The organism is Sutcliffiella horikoshii (assembly GCF_044809035.1).
Taxonomy (GTDB): Bacteria; Bacillota; Bacilli; order Bacillales; family Bacillaceae_I; genus Sutcliffiella_A; species Sutcliffiella_A horikoshii_G.
Genome location: NZ_CP085237.1, coordinates 1,069,980 through 1,091,019, shown reverse-complemented (window position 1 = coordinate 1,091,019; position 21,040 = coordinate 1,069,980). Strand labels below are relative to the sequence as shown.

Here is a 21,040-nt window from a genome sequence, read left to right as displayed (position 1 = left end):
GTAGTTTTATTGTAATGTAAGCTCTTACAAAAATCAATCAAAAACAATCAAAAACGTTTAATATCAATCATAAAACTTCAAACCCAACAATAATCCGCACGTTAATTTTCCAATTATACCCATAAATAATGCCACTTGCTAAACAACGTAGTAACAATTACAATCTCTAAATGATCTCTGTTTGCGCATACTCTTGCAACTCCTTGTCACCGGTGCTTCATTCGGCTTTAGAACAGGCGCATAAATATGTCATGACTGATGATAGTTTCTCTATTTCGACTTTATATAAAAAACCTTGAGGAATCCCAATCCCTCAAGGTTTTCTTTGTTAAATATACTTCCGGTGCACACTCTTGCCGTCATACGTAAATAACACATTTTTGGTCTCAATCACCGATTCCATATGGACAGGTCTACCCCAAATTTGAAAAATGTAAGGCATTACTTTCTCTAGGTATTTAAGGTCGAGTTCGATTCCTTCAAACCAATGCTTCAGGTAAAGCTCCCCTGCTCGTAAATAATCGCCGTCATTCACCGTAATATACGGAAAACCGCCGTTGACACGCATGTTCACTAATTGGTCGCGTACTTGTTCCCAAGCCTTGTCGACAATTTTGTAATCCTTGCCCTGTTTTTGGAAAAGATACATATCTTCCCGCATCACAAGATCCTTATTTAAGTAATTGCGCAGGAAGGAAATATCTGACTCCACTTCCCGGACTTCAAACATTTTCTCCCGGCCAGACCCCGGTTTTACTCCATCTCGCAGCATTGATTCTGTCGGGTTATTGTATCGTTCTTCTATATCTTCAAATATTTTAATGCCAAGATAATAGGGATTGATGCTTGTTTTTGAAGGCTGAACCACCCCTGCATTTAACTTCGCGTATTCCAGAGCCTCATCGCTTGTAAGATCCATTTCTCTTAGGATTCGTTGATGCCAGAAGGAAGCCCAGCCTTCGTTCATGATCTTGGTTTCCATTTGCGGCCAAAAATATAACATCTCCTCGCGCATCATGGTCAGAATATCACGTTGCCAATCCTCAAGCTCGCTACTATATTGTTCAATGAAGAGGAGAATATCTTTCTCCGGCTGAGGCGGAAACTTCTTTTTCCTCTTTTTCGGGACTGCTCTAGGTTTATTTCTTTCATCCAAGTTCCAAAGATCATCATATTGGCTCGATCTTTTCGGTGCCTCTTCCTCTTCTTCCATATCCTCCATGCTCCAAGCAAGCTTGGAACGTACTAAGGAAGGATCGATATGCTCCTGTATCGCAAGCACTGCATTAAGGAAGTCCTCTACTTCCCTTTTCCCATAATCTTGTTCATATTGCTTAATTCTCTCTGCCGTAGCCGCCATGCTTTCTACCATATCCCTGTTGGTATTCTGGAAACGGCAGTTGTTTTTGAAAAAATCACAATGAGCCAGGACGTGTGCAACAATCAGCTTATTCTGTATCAATGAATTTGTATCCAGTAAAAAAGCATAGCAAGGATTAGAGTTAATCACCAGTTCATATATTTTGCTTAGCCCCAAGTCATAGTGCAGTTTCATCTTGTGAAATTGTTTACCAAAGCTCCAATGGGAAAAGCGTGTCGGCATACCATATGCTCCAAATGTATAGATGATATCAGCAGGACAAATTTCATAACGCATTGGATAAAAGTCCAATCCAAACCCTTTGGCAATCTCGGTAATTTCATCAATGGCATGGAATAAGGCCTTTTCATCATTTGCTCTCATCAAAACTACCTCCCTTTTCCTCTTATCACAATGTATGAACAAGGTGACAATATCATGAGAAGGGATTGTTCTATTTACGACATTTTTCTGATTGGAAACCAGTAACTTAAGAGCAATGGTATACTGTATATAAGCGGTTTATGAAGGAGAATACATAAATGGAGTTATTATTATTTATACTTTTTGGTTTTTCAATCAGCATGCTTTCCGGTTTTTTTGGAATAGGAGGCGGTCTCGTTTTGACGCCTGTATTGCTTCTTATTGGATACAGTCCAATCGAAGCCATTTCCACCAGTCTCCTATATACGATCGGAACATCTATGGCAGGAGTATATGCACATTTCAAAATGAAAAATATTCAATGGAAAGCAGCTATCATCATTGGAGCAAGTGGTGTGGTTGCCACCCAGATTGCCTACCCTGTCGTAAGCTGGCTAGAGTCTAATGGATATGACACAACGGTTGTCCCTATTTTGTACCTTGCCTTACTCTCTTATTTTGCTTATAAAATGTTGAAAAAGGATAAAGGCGAAACTCGAATTGCTTACGATGCCACTTCCAACAAACAGAGCTTTTGGAAGTTCATTTTCATTGGATTAATCGCTGGATTTCTCTCTACTACCCTAGGTGTAGGTGGAGGATTTATCATTGTCCCGTTATTGATCGCTTACTATGCCTTCTCTTCTAAACAGGCAGTCGCAACGAGCCTTACAGGAGTTATCCTCATTGTCAGTGCAGGATTCCTTACATATGCAGTCCATAATCCGATTAATTTTAAAGTGGGATTATTTTTGATTGTCGGAGCGATCTTTGGTTCTCAGTTGGGTGCAAAAGCCACCTCTTTCTTTAAAAGTAGAAGTATTCAAAAATTGTTGGGGTTCCTATATATCGTTACCGTGCTTAGTCTTATTTTAGAAATGATAGAACTTTCAAATGTAGGGTTGGTGGCTCTAGGTTGTTATACCATATTTATTAATATCTACTTGCTGACAAGGATTTTCAAGAAGAAAGTACAACCTTCTCTATGAACATAAAAAAAAAGACCATCCTTCTAACAGAGCACTGTTAAGGACGGTCTTTTATTTTAATTATGGTGCTAAATAAGATATAAAGGCTGTTGCGATTCCGAAATAAATTAATAAAGAAAGGATATCGTTCACTGTTGTAATTAGTGGGCCGGATGCAATCGCCGGGTCAATGTTCAATTTGTAAAGGATTAATGGGATAATCGTACCTGCAAGCGTTCCAATGATCAGTGTGAAAAATAAAGATACACCAACAACCATCCCCAAAATCAGATCCCCACGCCAAACAAATGCAATAATGGCAATTAATATCGCACAGGTAATTCCAATGGTGATTCCAACACCCAACTCACGTAAAACAACCTTGGTAACCAATTTCTTGTCCAGGTCACGTGAAATCAATCCGCGTACAATTACCGCCAGGGATTGCGTACCTGTATTACCTGTCATCCCAGCAATCATCGGCATAAAGAAAGCCAGCGCCACGACCGTACCTAATGTATCTTCAAACCCGCTGATAATACTGCCAGAAATAAGTCCAATAAATAGTAATAAGATCAGCCACGGCAAACGTCTTGCAGATGCCACTAGCGCAGGTGTATCAAAATCAATATCTTTACCAGAGGCAGAAAGTTTTTCAATATCCTCATTTGCTTCCTGAATGACGACGTCGATGACATCATCGACTGTAATGATTCCAATTAGTGATTTTTCATCATCCACAACCGGGACCGCTAAGAAGTCGTAACGTTCAATGATATTTGCCACTTCTTCTTGGTCTGTATCAACATGAACGGAGATGACCCTTGAAAACATAATATCCTGAATCTTTTCGTGCGCGTCGGCCAAAATAAGATCCCGATAAGAGACAACGCCTACAAGCCTTTTTTCTTCATCAATGACATACAAATAGTTGATCGTCTCAGCCAGTTCTGCAAACGACTTTAATTTATCCACCACTTCGCGCACTGTATATTCCTGAGGAATCCAAACATAGCGGTTAGTCATCAATCTACCGGCAGTTTCGGGTTCATATTTCATCAAGTCCTGAACTGCCGTGGACTCTTCTTTGTTCATTTTTGCTAAAAATCGGCTTTTAACCTCTTGATCCATTTCATCGAATAGGGATGCCAAGTCATCGTTGTCCATCCGGTCCATAACTTTTGCCGACTTTTCCACTCCGATTTTTTGTAGCACTTCCAACTGCAACTCTTGATTTAATTCTTGAATCAGTGCGGTCAATTGCTCAATTGTAAGGTATGTTAAAAATCTTACCTTATGTTTTTCAGGAAGTTTCTGGTAAATAACTCCGGTATCATAAGGTTGAAGTTCTTCGATTATATCTTGAAAAGCTTTTCGCTTTCCGTCTTTTAGAAAGGTGATAATATTTAAAATGATTTGATCCTCTGTCATGTTTTTCACCACGAGCTTTGCCTCCTCTGCCATACTAAGGAGTACAAGGAATCACATCTTTTTTACCAATGGGGTGGTAACTACAAATGATATGTATTCTCTTGTACTTCTTATAAAGTTCGTCCTTGGACTTGGACTACTATCCATTTTCGTTACCACCACCTGAATATTAGTTTCACTCATTAAAAAAGCACCTGTCATTTTGGACGAATGAAGGTGCACGAAGCCCCGCTTAACGAAGGTTGTATGAGTTGATTTGTTTTTCATAATTACTACTCTACAAGGGAAAAACCTACGATGTCAACCTTTTTTGGCTACTCTTAAAGAAACACTTTGCAAACTTAATACCCCTTTTTTCCTATTGAAAAACCTATACCGTTATTCTTCCTCATTTCAGCTGGAAAAATCACTCCCCATTTATACATCTCAACATCACGTTGCAAGTATTTTGGGTAAGTTTTCGTATGGAGATACGACCAACATTTTCAACGAGGGAAACAAAGCATTTTGACACAAAATAATAGCACTCCTTAACAAGAGGAGGCGAGGATTCCAGATGAACACAGTTGATTATGACCGCGCGTTATATTACACGCATCGATCTGAATGGGATAACCTGCTTATCTTAATGGTGCGGACTAAAGATGACTTCCTCTCCAAAAATATCGAGCATTTCCTTCACTCCTACAATTTTTCTAAGGATTATAAGGAAATTGAAAAGAACCTTTATCAATTGCTTCGATATATTGATCACGCTGTAACAAGGAGCACAGAAGATCAATTGGATGAAATCAGTCACGGATATATGGTATAAATTATTTCTTAAGCAAACAGTGATTCAAGGTGCGATCAGCCTTGGGTTGCTGTTTTTAGTATGAAAAAAAGGCCTCTAATCAGGCCTCTTCACTTTGGATCACATATTCACGCATTTTCACATACATCACTAACTCTTTATAAAGCGCATCAACCAACTCTGCACTTTCTTCATTCAACGAATCATTATCATAATCAAAACAATGAGGATCCAAAACTAACTGCCTTGGTATCACATTCGCATAAACACCGCGGCCGACCACACGCATGTTGTTCAATGCATTGATACCGCCTTTGCCACCACCTGCTACAGCCAACAATCCAACAGGTTTGCTATGGAACTGCTCGCTTCCAAGGAAGTCCAAGGCATTTTTCAGTGCACCGCTCATCCCGCTATGGTACTCAGGAGACAACAACAAGACCGCATCTGCCTCTTTAACCTTCGCTCTCATGGACACCACGTTTTCGAGATCAGCTTGATAAGACTCACCATTATATAACGGGATGTCCCCCTCACTCAGATCAATAACCTCCACACCATATTCCTTTTGAAAAAATCGTGCTGCTATCCCTGTACGTCCACTTTTTCTAGGACTGCCGCTTATCGCTAAAATTTTCATAATAATCTACTCCCTCCAACTGTCTTTATACTCTAAGTATATTCGACAATCATCCATGACAAATCGTAAGAATTAGCTAATTTTCCCTACTAAAAATGATTCATTTTTTCTACAACTAAAGTCGTAGTTCAGGCAATACCATGTTTGACTGCATATAGTGCAGCTTGGGTCCGATCTGCCACTTCAAGCTTCGCCAAAATATTGGACACATGGGTTTTTACAGTCTTTTCCGTGATAAACAATGAGGAAGCAATTTCTTTATTGCTCTTTCCTTTTGCTATCTCAGCCAATACCTCCAGCTCCCGCTTGGTCAGATCTTCATGCAAGTTTTTCCCCACCCCTTTAGCAAAATGGGACATAACGTGGGAAGTGACTTTAGGATGCAGTTGACTTTCTCCACGATGTACGGCTCTAATTGATTCAATTAATTGATCAGGCTCTACATCCTTCAATTGATACCCTGTCGCCCCGGCGCGTATGGCAGGAATGACATGATCCTGGTCGGAGAAACTAGTCAGGATTAACACTTTGGACGGAATATTTCTTCCCATAATCTGTTTGGTTGCTTCAATTCCGTCCATTTCCGGCATCACCAGATCCATCAGAATAACATCTGGTCTTAAAGCTGCAGCAAGCTCCACTGCTTCTTTTCCGTTCTTCGCTTCTCCGACAATTTCAATATCCTTTTGTGTTTTTAAGAAAAAAAGCAAGCCCCTTCTTACCACATGATGGTCGTCTGCAATTACAATCCTGATCATGTATTCTCCCCCTTTGTCACTGGCATTTCTACACGAACCATCGTACCTTTTCCAAGCTCACTTAAAAGAATGAATTTTCCCCCAAGTGCTTCCGTTCTCTCCTTCATGCTTCTCAAACCTAGAGAGGGAATTTCTTCACTTTGCGTAAAAGAAAAGCCTGTTCCTGTATCTTTTATCTCCATGGAAATTCTTTTGTTTTTCACCTCAATTAGGAGACATGCCTCTTTTTTCCCTGCATGTTTTTTGCAATTATTGAGTGCCTCTTGTCCAATCCGCCATAAGCATTCTTCCATATGGGTAGGAAGATCAATCACACCCTTCACTTCCGAATGAATGCTTAAACCAAGGACTTTTCCATAATTGAGTAGTGCACTCACCACGCCATTCTCCAACCCTTCTGGCCTAAGTTGCCAAATGAGTGCTCTCATTTCACTTAACGCTTCCTGGGAGAGTTCTTGCATGTAAGTCAACATTTCTACAATTTGAGGATCTGTTGTAAGCTCTTTTGTCCCTCTTGCTGTTAGCATCAGTGAAAAAAGAAGTTGGTTGACTGAATCATGTAAATCCCTGGCTAAGCGGTTTCTTTCTGCCAAAATAGAAAGACGCTGCTCATTTTCAGAAAGTCTGATCCGCTTGATCGCCGTCCCAATTTGGAAGGCAACAGACTCTAAAAGTGCCAGCTCCGTATCGGAAAAATGTGTTTTGGAAGGGGCCGCTACATTCAGCAGTCCGAACTTTTCCTCGCCTGCACGTAATGGAACTGTTGCATGGTGAGTGATATTATTTGTTTCTCCCCATTTAAATTTGACTGCATCCTCCAGTCGTTTACAGGCAATGATGTTTGACGCACGCTTGAGCCGCCCGTCTTGATAGCGATCAAGGCACCAACATCCTCCTTTGCACATCGGTTTTTTACTGAGAATTATTAGTGCATCCGGTAGCTTATGATCAGCTGCCAATGTATAGTTCCCTTTTTCATCTATAAGATAAATCCAGCCTGTTTGGAGACCGGTCACTTGAAGTAATTCCTTTAACACACTTTGCAGCATTGTCGGTAAATCATTCGCTTGATTAAGCGATTCTGCAATGATCTTCAATGCTCTCAGTTCTTGGATTCGTTGATTTTCCTGGACCACTTGAATGTCCCCCTTGATTTAGCTACCTTTTATCTTTCTATTGTACCAGTGGAAATCCCTTTTGGCTTTCGGAAAAAGTCCGGCGTTTTTATGCGACTTTGGTCGTAGATGAACAACAAAAAGCCGCTTCAAGCAACGATACTGTGCTTGAAACGGCAATCTCTTTTATCAACTTAAGCTTTACCTACAGAATTCATGCTATTTAAAAACTGATCCACTTTCTCCATCAGGGAAGAGGAAATGGTTTCTAATTTCTCTTTGCTGTCTTCCATTGTCTCAGATTGCGTACCAAAGTAGAACTTAATCTTTGGCTCTGTACCAGAAGGTCGTACACATACCCATGTGCCGTCTTCTAGGAAATACTTCAGTACATTTGATTTTGGAAGTTCCATTTTTTCCACAGCTTTTGTTTCCACCACTAGTCTTTCTTGTGTAGAATAATCCTCTATTGCTGTTACAGCATATCCAGCCACTTCAGCAGGTGGCGTGTTACGGAATGCCGTCAGAAGGTTAGCAATTTGTTCTGCTCCTTCTTTTCCTTTTAACGTCAAGGACTTCATGCCTTCTAGATAATAGCCGTACTTTTCGTACAACTCCATTAACCCTTCATACATTGTCTTTCCTTGTTTTTTGTAGAATGCGCAGATCTCCACTGCCATGATGCAAGCTTGAACTGCATCTTTATCTCGAGCGAAATCAGCAATCAAGGAACCATAGCTCTCTTCGTAACCGAATAAGAAGGAGTATTCTCCGCTCTCTTCATACTGCTTGATTTTCTCTCCGATAAATTTGAAACCGGTTAACGTATCTACTGTTGCAACACCGTAGCTGTCGGCAATTACACGGCCAAATTCAGACGTTACAATCGTTTTCAACATTACACCGTTAGAAGGAAGGGTCCCAGTAGCCTTCTTTTCTGACAATAAATAGTGCAAGAAAAGGGCTCCGGTCTGGTTACCAGTCAACACCACATATTCACCTTCAGCATCTTTAACCGCTACTCCAAGGCGGTCTGCATCAGGATCTGTTGCAATTAAAATATCAGCATCGATTTTCTTTCCATCACGGATCGCCAGTTCAAACGCTGCATGCTCTTCCGGGTTTGGAGAGGATACAGTAGAGAAGTTTGGATCTGGTTGTTCTTGCTTAGCCACCACTTTTACGTTTTTATATCCAAGTGCAGCAAGGCCTTCGCGAACTGGCAAGTTAGCTGTTCCATGTAAAGGTGTAAATACAACTTTTACATCCTCACCCATCTGTTCACCTAACTCAGGGTGAACACTTATGGTAGTAAGCTTATTCAAGTACTCCTTGTCCAGTTCTTCGCCAATAATTTTAATCAACCCTTGACTTGATAAGTCTTCTTCGGAAGAAACTTGAATTTCAAGCTCGTTTTCAATTTCATTTACTTTAGAAATAACCTGGTCTGCTTCAAATAATGGCAATTGGCCACCGTCTGGACCATATACTTTGTAGCCGTTATATTCAGGAGGATTATGACTTGCTGTAACGACGATTCCGGAGAATGCTCCTAAGTAACGAACAGCAAAAGAAAGTACCGGCGTAGGACGCAGGCTTTCAAAAACATATGTTTGAATGCCATGGCTTGCCAATGTTTTAGCTGCTTCCATCGCAAATTCCGGAGATTTATGACGGCAATCATAAGCGATTGCCACTCCGCCTTTTTTCGCTTCCTCTCCAAAGGATTCTATGTAGCGAGCCAATCCTTCAGACGCTTTTCGAACGGTATATATATTCATACGGTTTGTTCCTGCACCAATTTCTCCGCGCATTCCACCTGTACCAAATTCTAATTCTTTATAAAAGCTTTCTTCTTTAGCCTTTTCGTCGTCCTTCATTTCTTGAATCAGCTTAACCATTTCTTCATCAAGATTGGTGTGTGTCTCCCAAAGGTCAAATTTCTCCATCCATTTCATCTGTCTTTTCCTCCTTGCGTTTATCAGGATATAGTATAACTTCTACTTACATACTAATGCTTCCTGCAAAAAAAATACGTCGAATTATGACAAATTACGCGTACGTGAACGTTTTCACTGATTATTATACTAAAAAAGAAAAGGAATTGCCTTATGCAATTCCTTGATTAAGATAAACTTAGCTAATTCTATTAGAAACTTCCCGGTCAAAACCCTGTTCTTCGTCTACCGCTCTAACTGCATCATGTAGATGGCGCTCTAAAACAATTCGGTTTTGCTCTTTTTGCTCTCTGCTCCAAACTAATTCCTTGCCCATCAGGTCTAATACTTTCGTTTTCCACTTTTCTACCCAGGCAATATCAAAAAACAATGCTCCAGTTCTGCGGATAAAGAAATCAGCAGGAGTCGCCGTCATCTCTTCTCTTATTGCATACAGCACCATAACGAAAACATCTAATGGTAAACCTGCTTTTTTAGCTTGGCTGCCATCTGTTTTTGCAATATCATATAGTTTCTCTACATTTGAACCATACATAGCGGAAAGTTTTGTTGCTTCTTCTTCTGTAAACCCAAGCTTCATCCCTTCCTTCACTTTTTCTTTCAAATAGGAAGGGTAATTATGTGAGCCACCGACATCTCCACCTGAGATTGGCATGTGCTTTGTTTTCGATGATCCATAGTTTTTACCAGTTTCTTTTACAAACTGCTTATTGATTAGATCTACAACCATTTCTGCCATTTTTCGATAACCTGTCAGCTTTCCTCCTGCAATAGTGATTAACCCCGAATCAGAAACCCAAACTTCGTCTTTTCTGGAAATCTCAGAGGCTGATTTTCCTTCTTCATGAATTAACGGACGTAATCCAGTCCAACTGGATTCAATGTCAGACTCTTTTAATTTTAAAGAAGGAAACATGTAAGAGATGGCTTCAAGTACATAAGACTTATCCTGTTTGGTCATTCTCGGATGGGCCATGTCTTCTTTATAAACAGTATCCGTTGTTCCAACATACGTTTTTCCATCACGTGGAATGGCAAAAATCATCCTTTTATCTTGTGTGTCAAAATAGATAGCCTGTTTCAACGGGAATTTCTTTTGATCGAATACTAAATGAATACCTTTTGTTAGTTGCAAATGCTTTCCTTTTTTAGAGCCGTCCATTTCACGTAAAGTATCTACCCAAGGACCTGCAGCATTTACAATTTTTCTAGCACGAATGGTATGGGCTTTATTCGTTAATTGGTCCACTACCTTTGCTCCAACTACTTTACCGTCTTCATAAAGAAGTTCTTCCACTTTTGCATAGTTGACGGCCTCAGTACCACGCTTCACCGCTTCTTTCATTACTTCAATGGTGAGGCGTGCGTCATCTGTCCGGTATTCCACATATACGCCTCCACCTTTTAAGCCTTTGCGATTTAAAAGCGGTTCACGAGATAATGTATCTTGTGCATTCAACATTTTACGGCGTTCTGATTTTTTCACATTAGCCAAAAAGTCATACACTTTTAATCCTAAGGACGTAGAGAACTTTCCAAATGTTCCTCCTTGTTGGATCGGCAACAGCATCCATTCAGGTGTCGTTACATGTGGGCCATTTTCGTAAACAACCGCACGTTCCTTTCCTACTTCTGCCACCATTTTCACTTCAAATTGTTTCAAGTAACGAAGACCACCGTGAACAAGTTTAGTGGATCTGCTTGATGTACCAGCGGCAAAATCCTGCATTTCCACTACAGCTGTTTTCAATCCCCGAGTTGCTGCATCCAAGGCGATACCACTGCCTGTAATACCTCCACCGATTACCAATACATCATATGTCTCTTCTGTCATTTTCTCTAAAATAAGGCTTCTGTTAAAGCTCGCAAAGTTTAATTTTTTCATTTTAATTGCCTCCATCCTTTATAGTAGGTATATATACAAAAAGAGACCACAGAAAACATAAACAAAGCATTTGCTCTGAATACGTTCTGTGGTCTCTCCTAATCTCCAACCAAGATATTAACTTGTAATTAGTATATCATATGCATTGCTTACTTGAAAGCAATAGTTGCATTTACTGCTTTTTTCCAGCCACTGTACAAATCTTCTTGTTCTTTTTCATCCATCTTCACCTCAAAGGTTGACTCAACCTTCCACTGTGAAGAAATCTCCTCTTTCGTTTCCCAGTACCCAACAGCAAGACCTGCTAAGTAAGCCGCGCCAAGTGCCGTCGTCTCATTGACAGATGGCCGTTCCACTCCAACACGCAGCATATCACTTTGGAACTGCATTAAGAAATTATTCTTCACTGCTCCGCCATCAACGCGAAGTGTTTTTAACGATATTCCTGAATCCTGCTCCATCGCCGTCAACACATCTTTCGTTTGATAAGCTAATGATTCCAATGTGGCACGAATAAAATGTTCTTTAGATGTTCCCCGAGTCAAACCGAACACCGCTCCTCTTACATCACTATCCCAATATGGAGTGCCCAACCCTACAAATGCAGGAACAACATAAACTCCTTCCGAAGAGTCTACTTTTGTGGCATATTCTTCACTTTGACTTGCATCATTGAACATCCGGAGTCCATCACGTAGCCACTGAATAGCAGAACCTGCTACAAATATACTACCTTCTAATGCATAGGTGACTTTGCCATCCATTCCCCAAGCAATGGTAGTGAGAAGTCCGCTTTCCGATTTTATAGGCTTTTCTCCAGTGTTCATGAGCATAAAACACCCTGTCCCATATGTGTTCTTTGCCATTCCTTCTTCGTAACATGCCTGCCCAAATAAGGCTGCTTGCTGATCGCCTGCTGCACCTGCAATCGGGATTTCCTGACCGAAGAAATGATAGTCCACAGTATGTGCATAAATTTCCGAAGATGGTTTTACTTCAGGAAGCATGCTTTCAGGAACATCCAGAATATCTAGCAATTCTTGGTCCCATTTTAACTCATGAATATTATAAAGAAGGGTTCTGGAAGCATTTGAATAATCCGTCACATGCGCTTTTCCGCCTGAAAGCTTCCAGATCAACCATGTATCAATAGTTCCAAACAGCAACTCGCCTTTTTCGGCACGCTCGCGGGCACCATCAACGTGATCAAGCAGCCATTTCACTTTCGTCCCAGAGAAATAGGCATCAATCAACAACCCCGTCTTGTCTCGGAAAGTCTGTTCATGACCCGCTTCTTTCAACTCCTCACAAATACCTGCTGTCTGCCTGGACTGCCAGACAATGGCATGGTGAATGGGTTGACCCGTCACTTTATCCCATATAACGGTTGTTTCACGCTGATTGGTAATACCGATTCCAGCAATCTGCTCCGGCTTAACACCGGACTCTGATAAACAAGAAGCTATAACAGATAAGATGGAACTCCATATTTCGTTAGCGTTATGTTCCACCCAACCCGACTTTGGAAAATATTGTTGAAATTCTTTTTGGGCCGTGTACACTGGTTCACCCTGTTTATTAAATAAAATTGCCCGTGAACTTGTCGTCCCCTGGTCTAATGATAAAATATATTTTTCCACCTCTAGCACTCTCCTGTCACTTATTTTGAATAATGCTCCCATAGTTCCTGTTTGGATGTGGTTACCGCTGTCGCCCCTGCTTCTATGGCACGATCCACATCTTCAACAGATCGAATCAAGCCTCCTGCAAAAACAGGAATGCCTGTTTTTTCTTTTACTTCCCTAATCATATGAGGGACAACCCCTGGTAATACTTCAATAAAATCGGGCTGGACTTTTTCAATGACCTGATAACTTTTTTCCACAGCATTGGAATCAAGTAAAAAGAGGCGTTGTATCGCATATATGCCTCTTTGTTTGGCTTTGGCAATCACCGCCGCCCTTGTGGAAACGAGTCCAGCCGGCTTTAGTGTTTGGCATAGGAATTCGGCCGCATGTTCATCGTTTTTAATGCCTTGAATAAGGTCCACATGTACAAACAATTTTTTATTTTCTTTTTTTGCTGCTTTTATATAGTTTGGTATTTGTGAGAGTTGACTGTCTAGTATAACACCATATTCATAGCTGCTTTGTAAAAATCTTTCTAGTGTTTTGCCGTTTTTTACAGCTGGAAGTATGGTTTGGTTTTGGAATGTCATAATGTTTACCTCAATTCTGTTGGTAATCGAGTCTAGTTGTAACGCTTTCATTTTTCTTATCTACATTCTAATACGTTTTGTATTAAGGTTACAACCTTTTTGTGTTAAGATATTGGGAATCTTGTTGAACACCGCTGGTGATTTCCGCACTGGGCTTCGTTTTCCTAGGGGCGGTGCTTGAGCCTCCTCACTTCGTTGCGGGGTCTCAAGCTACCGCTATCTCCCTCAGGACAAGGAAAGCTTCAACAGCGATACATCGCACGAAGAAAATGCGTAGCATTTTCGAGGAGTCTTCGCCCCGCGCTCCAATCACCAGCTAGAAAAGTATAAAACTTTTTGTTTATGTTTTACAGTTATCTCAGTGAGAGCGCTTTTTATTAATTCTACATTGAATGGAATTACCTAGTTGATTGGAGTGGAAGGCGCGCAGACGCCCGCGGGAGGAAGGGACAGGTGAGACCCCGGAAGGCGAAGCCTGAGGAGGCTCACGGACCGCCCGCAGGCAAGCGAAGCGCCTGAAACGGAAATCAACCGTTTTACATACTCATCATAATAAAAAACTGCCACAGGCAAAGTTTGCACGCTGTGACAGTTTTTTAGGTTATCTGGTAAGTTCTACTTGATATTGGTATTGATCGGAGCGGTATTTCGTTTTGGCAAATTCAATTGGCTTGTCATTAATGCCATAGCTCAAACGAGTCATTTCCAGTAAAGCTTGTCCACCGCTTATGCCGAGAAGATCTGCATCATGAAGCGTGGCATTGACTGCTAATATCTTTTCATTTGCTTTTTTCAACATAACGCCGTTCTCTTCTAATATCTGATAAAACTTAGCATTATTGAGATCATGTTTCAATAAGATTTCCCCGATTTCCTCCGGCCAACAAGTACGTTCAAGAGCAATCGGTAAATCGTTCACGAAACGGATCCGGTCAATCACTAATATCTTATCTTCATCATCTAGATTGAGTTTCGCTTTTTCTATAAAAAGGTCGTCCCTGAATTCGCTTCTTAATAATTTAGAGTGGGGCATCAAGCCTTTTTCCATCACTTCTTCTGCAAAACCCGTGAGACGACCAAGTGATCCTACTAACTTCTGATATTTGACTGTCGTTCCTTTTCCTTGCTTTTTCTCCAAAAGTCCATCATGTACCATCGATGTAATTGCTTGTCTGATAGTGGTTCTGCTTACATCGAATTCCTTCATCAGTTCCTGTTCTGTAGGGATCAAGTCACCTGGCCCCCACACTTTATCCACAATCCTTTTTACCAAAATATCTTTGATTTGATGATATAGTGGCACAGGACTGCTATGATTTATTTTCACTGTTACCGACACTCCTTTTACCTATATACCCCTATTTTAATATGTTTCACCTGTAAAAGATAGTATCGTCACTACCATTTGTTGCAAAACATCCTATCCCTTTACAGAACCTGCAGTCATTCCGGCAACAAAATAACGTTGTAGGAAAAGATATGCAAGAACCATTGGAGCAGAAGCGATAATAACCCCTGTAAATAACATCGGATAGTTCGTCATATATTCCCCTTGGAACTCTAATAGTGCTAATGGAAGGGTTTTGTATTCTGCTTTTGTAATGAACAAGAGCGGATAGAGAAGGTCATTCCAATGCATGACAAACAAGAAGATAGCGGTTGCTGACAAAGATGGCAAGGATAGCGGCAGTGCGATTCGATAGTACATCTGCCAGTTGTTCCCTCCATCAATCGTACATGCTTCAAACAATGATTTAGGCAGGGACCTCATGAATCCGGAAAGAATGAAAACTGCTACAGGAAGGGTTACGGAAAGATTGACAATCATCAAACCTACTAAAGAATTGGTTAAACCTAAATTGTAGACTAATTGATACAAAGGTATCATGTTTACCTGCGCTGGCACCATCATTCCAATGGTAAAGAACACGAATATACCGCCACCGATCCAACCACCGAGTCTTGTAATACCAAATGCAACAAGACTTGCAAAAAACAAAGTAAAAACAACCGATACTAGTGTCACAAGCACGCTATTTAAAAAATACGTTCCCATCGCCTGTTCTTGGAATATTCCAAAATAATTACTAAAGTTGAAGCTGGAAGGCAGACTTAAAATATTCTCATAAATCTCAGATGTTGTTTTAAAAGTTGCTAGGATAATGGAGATTACTGGCACTAGAATTAGAATGGCATAGATAATCAGCAATAACTTTTTTGTCCATTTCATTGTCAGTCCCACTTTCTAATTTTCTACTCTATTTGCCCGTAGTACCCGGAATTGCAGGAATGTAATAAGTGCAATGACCAGCATAAAGATAACGGACTCTGCAGATGCATATCCAAACTTGAAGCTCCTGAACGCTGTTGTATAGATGTGCGTTGCCAGTATCTCTGTGGCATAGTTTGGACCACCTCTAGTCATGGCGTATATCAGGTCAAATGCTTTAAAAGATTGAATCGTTGTATAAGCTACTACAATGGTCGCAGCCGGTGCAATTAACGGCCAAGTTACCCTGCTGAAAGTTTGCCAGCGGCTGGCCCCTTCAATTTTTGCCACTTCATATAGATCCTCAGGTATTGCTTGCAGACCAGCCACAAATATTATTAACATCTGCCCTGTATGGAACCAGACTTGTACAAAGGCAATGGAGTATATAGCTATGTTTTGATCACCGAGCCAATTGTTTGCAAGCATTTCAAGGCCTACACTTGAAAAGAGGTTATTGATGATTCCTAAGTTCGGATCGTACATATAAGACCAGATAAATGCTACCGAAACAGAGGAAAGAATGGTCGGAAAGAAATAAAGAGCTCTTAGGAAAACATTTGTTTTTGTATTTTTAACAAGCAATACCGCAAACACCAATGAAAATAAAGTTTGAAAAACGACTACAAATAGCATGAATTTCAAATTGTTTGTCATTGCTTTGATAAAAATGGAATCATTGGTAACTAGATTGGTATAATTCTCAAATCCTACAAAGTTAAAATTAGTTGTGAGTCCATCCCAATCCGTGAACGAGTAAAATACCGCACTTATCGTTGGGAGGATAAAGAATATACTATAAAAAATAAGCCCGGGTATAAAAAATAAGTAAAGCCATTTACTCTGCTTCATCGTATCCCCCATTCATATGAAAGGAAGAGGAGAACATCTCCTCCTCCCCTTCATTCCTATTAATTTACGTTTTGATCCACAATTTGTTGTGCTTTTGCAGCAGCCTCAGCAGGATCAGTCCCACTTAACACATCTTGGATAGAACCGACAACCGCTTTTTCCACATCCGCGTTCGGAATGAGGTAACGTGGCTGGAACCTTGTATTTTTATCCATCCAATGTACTGTATCTTTCAAAACATCTGATTCATAGTTTACATCGTTAACCGTGAGGTGCTGCCCAGTCTTATTTGCATACACAGAGGCATTTTCAGGCTTACTCAAGAATTCAATAAATGCTTTCGCTTGCTCTTGTTTTTCGGATTTACTGTTAACTGCCAACATGAATGTGGTAGTGTGAATACCTTCATATTTTGCTTGAGACTCTGAAACTGTAATCGGCGCCAACATGTTCAATTTAACATCTTCCTTGTGGCTCTTAATATTTGCCATTGCATATGAACCCGTAGCAAGCATAGCGGCTTTCTCTTGACCAACTAAAGCTATAGCTCCATCATGCTTCGTTCCAAGAGCGTTAGCCTGGAAATATTCTTTATCATTTAACTCCTTGAATTGAGATAACGTTTTTACCCACCACTCATCTGTTAATTTCACTTCGCCTTTGACGAGTTTTGTAAATACCTCTTCATCCGTCGCATTGTTCATCATCATGGTATTCATGAACTGACCAGGCCCAATATCAGCACCTGGGAATGCAATAGGTGTGTACCCATTTTCTTTAAGCGTTTCACATAGAGCCAAGAACCCTTCCCAATCAGTTGGTGGTTCTAATCCTAACTCTTCAAAAATTCCTGCATTATAGATAGGTTGGTTAAACACGAGCTGATATGGTAACGCAAATTGTTTTCCTTCGCTTTGCCCTACCTCTAAAAGACTTTCATTAAAATTAGAGACAAACTCTTCGCCTGATAGATCCTCGAAGAACCCGGCTTTTTGAATGATTTCAAATTGAGATCCAGGCATGGAAACAAAAACATCTCCAGTTGTCCCATCACGAAGTAACGTTTGTGCAGTGGATTGGTATTGTTCGGACGGATATGCCGTCATATCAACTTTTATTCCTGGATTTTCCTCTTCAAACTTAGCTATCAACTCATTGAACACCTCAACATCTTCTCCACGCCAGTGAATAAAACTGATAGTTGTTTTTCCATCCTTTTCACCAGATGACCCTTCGGAAGAACACCCTGCTAAAGCAAGAGACGCCATTAATGCCAAAATGATTGAAAGCAATTTAAACTTCTTCATAACATTTCCCCCTTTTATTATAACGTTACTACCTTAAATTACTTACGTTACTACCTTTAACGACAAAGTAACCCCTCTAACGCAAGCAACGATCTAAATGGTAGCGTTTTCATTACTCCTACCTAAAATAATACTTTCTTTTTTCAGTAAATTCAATAAATTTTTTCAAAATTACCAATATTTTATTTTCGTATTTTATAAGATACGTTGGTTTGTTTGGACCCCTAGCTGTTGATTGGGGCACAGGGCGAAGACTCCTGAGGGAGATAGCGGTAGGTTGAGACCCCGCAACGAAGTGAGGAGGCTCAAGCACCGCCCCTAGGAAAGCGAAGCCCAGTGCGGAAATCAACAGCGGCGTATAAACGAACAAAAAAGCACTTGCCCTAGGGCAACCCATGATCCCAAATGTTTTGAAATTTGGATGACCTTGTCTTTACGCTTTATCCTCTAGTGAATACATGAGGACTTCTCTTTTACTTTTTTCTCGTCACTTAGGTCTTCATACTGACCATGAGGACCTCCCTCTTCCTTTTTCCTCGTCACTCAGGTCTTCATCACGACGATGAGGACTGTTCCACAATTTGATTATTTTATAAATTACTAAGCAACAAAAAAAGCCAGCTCCCCAAAAAGGAACTGACCTTACAAAACAATCCAAAACATAATTGGTAAACTAACAATAGTCAACAACGTACTAATCAACGTACTACTTGAAACAAAATCCGGCTCCGTATTAAACTCCAACGCATACATCGTCGTATTCGCAGCAGTAGGCATCGCAGCCATAATAATCATCAACTGCTTCACCATCGGATCAACAGGAAGGATCAATGTTAAACCAAAAGCAATTAAAGGAGAAAGAAACAACTTAATAGCAATAGCATATGCCAATTTTTCTTTTGGTGCATGCTTAATAGAAATCTTAGCCAACTGCATCCCCAATATGACCATAATGACAGGAACAGTTGCATTTGCAACAAGATCCACAGCTTCCATTATAGAAGGCGAAACAGGGATGGATAGAAATTGAAAGGACAAACCTATGATAGCTCCATAAAGGATAGGCATTTTAATTACTGCTCTTAAAGCAGTTTTCACGCCGGCATTTTCCGGACTACCTTTCGCAGCATAGTAAACACCCACTGTGCCCATCAACAATGATTGAACAACCATCAACACGATCGCGTACTCAAAGCCTGCCGCTCCAAATAGCAATAATGCGACAGGGGTGCCATAATTTCCATTGTTCATGAAACTTGCCGCAAGAATCATCCCGCAAGTTTCCGCCCTCGTAAATTTTTTAATCCAAGATAGCAAATACACAAAAGATATAAGTGCAAAACAGAGCAGAAACGTATATAGGATGATATATAAATGATTACTACTAAATGCATTTGTATAGAAAGTTCGAAATACCAGTACGGGAGAAAGCAAGTACAAAGCCATCTTTGATAAGGTTTTGGTATCAAATCCCAATGTCTTCTGTCCGATGAACCCTATAGCAAATATCATAAATACAGGTAGCAGTACTTGTAAAAAAGCCAAACCTTTTCGCCTCAATCCTCTTAAAAAATGGAAAAGCCCCGGCTCCATCAAACCGAGCCAGGCCATCCTATTACTTTACCATACTATTATAAATTAAACACAACGATTCTTTCTTCTGTCATTTCCTCAATCGCATATCTAGGGCCTTCTTTTCCAGTACCGCTTCTCTTCACGCCACCATATGGCATACTATCCACTCTATAAGCAGACGCATCATTCACAATCAAGCCACCCACTTCAATTTCTTTAGCAGCCTTCATCGCAAACCCTAAATCCTTTGTGAACAACCCAGCCTGCAGCCCATAATCAGAATCATTCACCTTCGCGATGACTTCCTCTTTTTCTTTATAAGGTGCAACAGAAACAACTGGACCAAACAATTCCTGGCGGCAAACTTTCATATCATCATGCACATCTGTAAGAATTGTAGGGTAATAGAATGCTCCCTCACGTTTAGCCCCAGTCACAACCGTTGCGCCTTGTTCCACTGCTTCATTCACCCAAGCCTCCACACGTTCTGCTTCGCTTAAGCGAATCATAGGCCCGATATCGGTTGTTTCCTCTAATGGATTACCAACCACAAACTTTTCTGTTTTTTCTTTAAGCTGTTGGACAAATGTTTCATATACATCTTCATGTACATACACACGCTGTACAGAGATACATACTTGACCTGCATTATTGAAACTCTTCTGAGCTACCATGGAAGAAGCAAGTTCTAAGTCTGCGTCTGAATGCACCACTGTAGCGGAATTGTTTCCAAGCTCCAATGCAACTTTTCTAAGACCTGCTTTTTGACGGATTAGTTCCCCGACTCGAGGACTTCCTGTAAATGTGAACATATTAACATCTTCATTTTCTAGCAACCAGTCACCAATGCTAGGGCCGTCTCCAGTAACTACGTGTAAACGTCCTTTTGGCAAACCAGCCTCTGTAAGTACTTCAGCTAGCATATACGCGCATACAGGTGTTACTTCAGCAGGCTTTAATACTACACTGTTTCCCGCTGCCAATGCTGGACCGATTTTATGGCAAACAAGATTTAGAGGCACATTGAACGGTGTGATAGCCGCAATTACTCCCACTGGTACTTTCAATGTGAATGCCATGCGATTTTCAGAACCTGGTGCCGCTTCTACAGGGACACCTTCCCCATGGATTCTTTTTGCTTCTTCTGCAGAGATTTCAAGTGTCTGTGCGGCACGTTCTACTTCTCCTCTTGACTCTCTGATTGGCTTTCCAACCTCCGTTGCCAATACTTTAGCAAACTCTTCTTTTTTGGCTACTAATAACTGTGCAGCTTTAAGTAATACTTGGTAACGTTGGTACGGAGTAAAGTCTTCTTTTAAAGAAACTTTTGCAACTTGTACCGCTTCTTTCACATGTGCTTGTTCCGCAACGGCAACATGGTATGCCGCTTCTTGTGTGTATTTGTTTGTTACTGCCATGGTTTCTTTTGTTTCTACTGTTTGTCCATTGATATATAGTCCATGTGTCGAGATAGTTGTTGTTGTCATA

At 40.6% G+C, this 21,040-nt stretch carries 17 protein-coding genes; 2 read left to right on the top strand and 15 right to left on the bottom strand.

The genetic code is table 11. The features are described 5' to 3' along the window. Positions 1-328: 328 nt before the first annotated feature. Complete coding sequence (locus LG307_RS05820) at positions 329-1,744, bottom strand: SpoVR family protein (RefSeq protein WP_404448928.1); 1,416 nt, start codon at positions 1,742-1,744, stop codon at positions 329-331. A gap of 158 nt (positions 1,745-1,902) precedes the next feature. Here LG307_RS05820 and LG307_RS05815 point away from each other — a divergent pair, with 158 nt between their 5' ends. Next, entirely contained in the window at positions 1,903-2,772 is an 870-nt protein-coding gene (locus tag LG307_RS05815; RefSeq protein WP_404448926.1) for a sulfite exporter TauE/SafE family protein, read from the top strand. Between the two features lie 60 nt (positions 2,773-2,832). Here LG307_RS05815 and mgtE read toward each other — a convergent pair whose 3' ends face one another. After that, positions 2,833-4,194 carry a magnesium transporter gene (mgtE, locus tag LG307_RS05810; protein ID WP_404448924.1) on the bottom strand — a complete coding sequence of 454 codons (1,362 nt, stop codon included), beginning with the start codon at positions 4,192-4,194 and terminating at the stop codon, positions 2,833-2,835. Between the two features lie 544 nt (positions 4,195-4,738). Between mgtE and LG307_RS05805 the strand changes: the two genes are divergently transcribed. Then, positions 4,739-4,996: a YhdB family protein gene (locus LG307_RS05805; protein WP_029326573.1), complete on the top strand. Its 258-nt coding sequence runs from the start codon at positions 4,739-4,741 to the stop codon at positions 4,994-4,996. 79 nt (positions 4,997-5,075) lie between these two features. Here the strand turns inward: LG307_RS05805 and LG307_RS05800 are convergent, their stop codons facing one another. From LG307_RS05800 to LG307_RS05740, 13 genes are all read right to left on the bottom strand, one after another. Beyond that, entirely contained in the window at positions 5,076-5,615 is a 540-nt protein-coding gene (locus LG307_RS05800) for an NADPH-dependent FMN reductase (RefSeq protein WP_404448923.1), read from the bottom strand. Between the two features lie 128 nt (positions 5,616-5,743). Next, positions 5,744-6,373 (bottom strand): response regulator, encoded by a 630-nt coding sequence (locus LG307_RS05795; RefSeq protein ID WP_404448921.1) that lies wholly within the window; start codon positions 6,371-6,373, stop codon positions 5,744-5,746. Then, entirely contained in the window at positions 6,370-7,515 is a 1,146-nt protein-coding gene (locus LG307_RS05790) for a GAF domain-containing sensor histidine kinase (protein ID WP_404450388.1), read from the bottom strand. Before LG307_RS05790 ends, LG307_RS05795 begins: the two co-directional genes overlap by 4 nt. A gap of 167 nt (positions 7,516-7,682) precedes the next feature. Beyond that, complete coding sequence (locus LG307_RS05785; RefSeq protein ID WP_404448919.1) at positions 7,683-9,446, bottom strand: phospho-sugar mutase; 1,764 nt, start codon at positions 9,444-9,446, stop codon at positions 7,683-7,685. A gap of 178 nt (positions 9,447-9,624) precedes the next feature. Continuing rightward, positions 9,625-11,331 (bottom strand): glycerol-3-phosphate dehydrogenase/oxidase, encoded by a 1,707-nt coding sequence (locus tag LG307_RS05780; RefSeq protein WP_404448917.1) that lies wholly within the window; start codon positions 11,329-11,331, stop codon positions 9,625-9,627. A 149-nt stretch (positions 11,332-11,480) separates the two neighbouring features. Further along, positions 11,481-12,971 (bottom strand): glycerol kinase GlpK, encoded by a 1,491-nt coding sequence (gene glpK / locus LG307_RS05775; protein ID WP_404448915.1) that lies wholly within the window; start codon positions 12,969-12,971, stop codon positions 11,481-11,483. A gap of 20 nt (positions 12,972-12,991) precedes the next feature. Next, the gene (locus tag LG307_RS05770; protein ID WP_404448913.1) at positions 12,992-13,549 is read right to left on the bottom strand and encodes a glycerol-3-phosphate responsive antiterminator; all 558 of its coding nucleotides are present in this window, start codon (positions 13,547-13,549) and stop codon (positions 12,992-12,994) included. 601 nt (positions 13,550-14,150) lie between these two features. Beyond that, entirely contained in the window at positions 14,151-14,876 is a 726-nt protein-coding gene (locus LG307_RS05765) for a GntR family transcriptional regulator (RefSeq protein ID WP_404448911.1), read from the bottom strand. Between the two features lie 93 nt (positions 14,877-14,969). Continuing rightward, positions 14,970-15,779: a carbohydrate ABC transporter permease gene (locus LG307_RS05760; protein WP_404448909.1), complete on the bottom strand. Its 810-nt coding sequence runs from the start codon at positions 15,777-15,779 to the stop codon at positions 14,970-14,972. A gap of 15 nt (positions 15,780-15,794) precedes the next feature. Continuing rightward, positions 15,795-16,670: a carbohydrate ABC transporter permease gene (locus LG307_RS05755; RefSeq protein ID WP_404448907.1), complete on the bottom strand. Its 876-nt coding sequence runs from the start codon at positions 16,668-16,670 to the stop codon at positions 15,795-15,797. A 59-nt stretch (positions 16,671-16,729) separates the two neighbouring features. Continuing rightward, the gene (locus LG307_RS05750) at positions 16,730-17,977 is read right to left on the bottom strand and encodes an ABC transporter substrate-binding protein (RefSeq protein WP_404448904.1); all 1,248 of its coding nucleotides are present in this window, start codon (positions 17,975-17,977) and stop codon (positions 16,730-16,732) included. A gap of 642 nt (positions 17,978-18,619) precedes the next feature. Further along, the gene (locus LG307_RS05745) at positions 18,620-19,522 is read right to left on the bottom strand and encodes an AEC family transporter (RefSeq protein ID WP_404448902.1); all 903 of its coding nucleotides are present in this window, start codon (positions 19,520-19,522) and stop codon (positions 18,620-18,622) included. 86 nt (positions 19,523-19,608) lie between these two features. Beyond that, entirely contained in the window at positions 19,609-21,039 is a 1,431-nt protein-coding gene (locus tag LG307_RS05740; protein WP_404448900.1) for an aldehyde dehydrogenase family protein, read from the bottom strand. Between the last annotated feature and the right edge of the window lies 1 nt (position 21,040).

Bases quoted from the DNA above. Each gene is read 5' to 3' on its own strand.
- LG307_RS05755 (WP_404448907.1), bottom strand. From the start codon at position 16,670: ATGAAGCAGAGTAAATGGCTTTACTTATTTTTTATACCCGGGCTTATT.
- LG307_RS05795 (WP_404448921.1), bottom strand. From the start codon at position 6,373: ATGATCAGGATTGTAATTGCAGACGACCATCATGTGGTAAGAAGGGGC.
- LG307_RS05740 (WP_404448900.1), bottom strand. From the start codon at position 21,039: ATGACAACAACAACTATCTCGACACATGGACTATATATCAATGGACAA.
- LG307_RS05760 (WP_404448909.1), bottom strand. From the start codon at position 15,779: ATGAAATGGACAAAAAAGTTATTGCTGATTATCTATGCCATTCTAATT.
- LG307_RS05820 (WP_404448928.1), bottom strand. From the start codon at position 1,744: ATGAGAGCAAATGATGAAAAGGCCTTATTCCATGCCATTGATGAAATT.
- LG307_RS05785 (WP_404448919.1), bottom strand. From the start codon at position 9,446: ATGAAATGGATGGAGAAATTTGACCTTTGGGAGACACACACCAATCTT.
- LG307_RS05800 (WP_404448923.1), bottom strand. From the start codon at position 5,615: ATGAAAATTTTAGCGATAAGCGGCAGTCCTAGAAAAAGTGGACGTACA.
- LG307_RS05780 (WP_404448917.1), bottom strand. From the start codon at position 11,331: ATGAAAAAATTAAACTTTGCGAGCTTTAACAGAAGCCTTATTTTAGAG.
- LG307_RS05815 (WP_404448926.1), top strand. From the start codon at position 1,903: ATGGAGTTATTATTATTTATACTTTTTGGTTTTTCAATCAGCATGCTT.
- LG307_RS05770 (WP_404448913.1), bottom strand. From the start codon at position 13,549: ATGACATTCCAAAACCAAACCATACTTCCAGCTGTAAAAAACGGCAAA.
- LG307_RS05805 (WP_029326573.1), top strand. From the start codon at position 4,739: ATGAACACAGTTGATTATGACCGCGCGTTATATTACACGCATCGATCT.
- LG307_RS05750 (WP_404448904.1), bottom strand. From the start codon at position 17,977: ATGAAGAAGTTTAAATTGCTTTCAATCATTTTGGCATTAATGGCGTCT.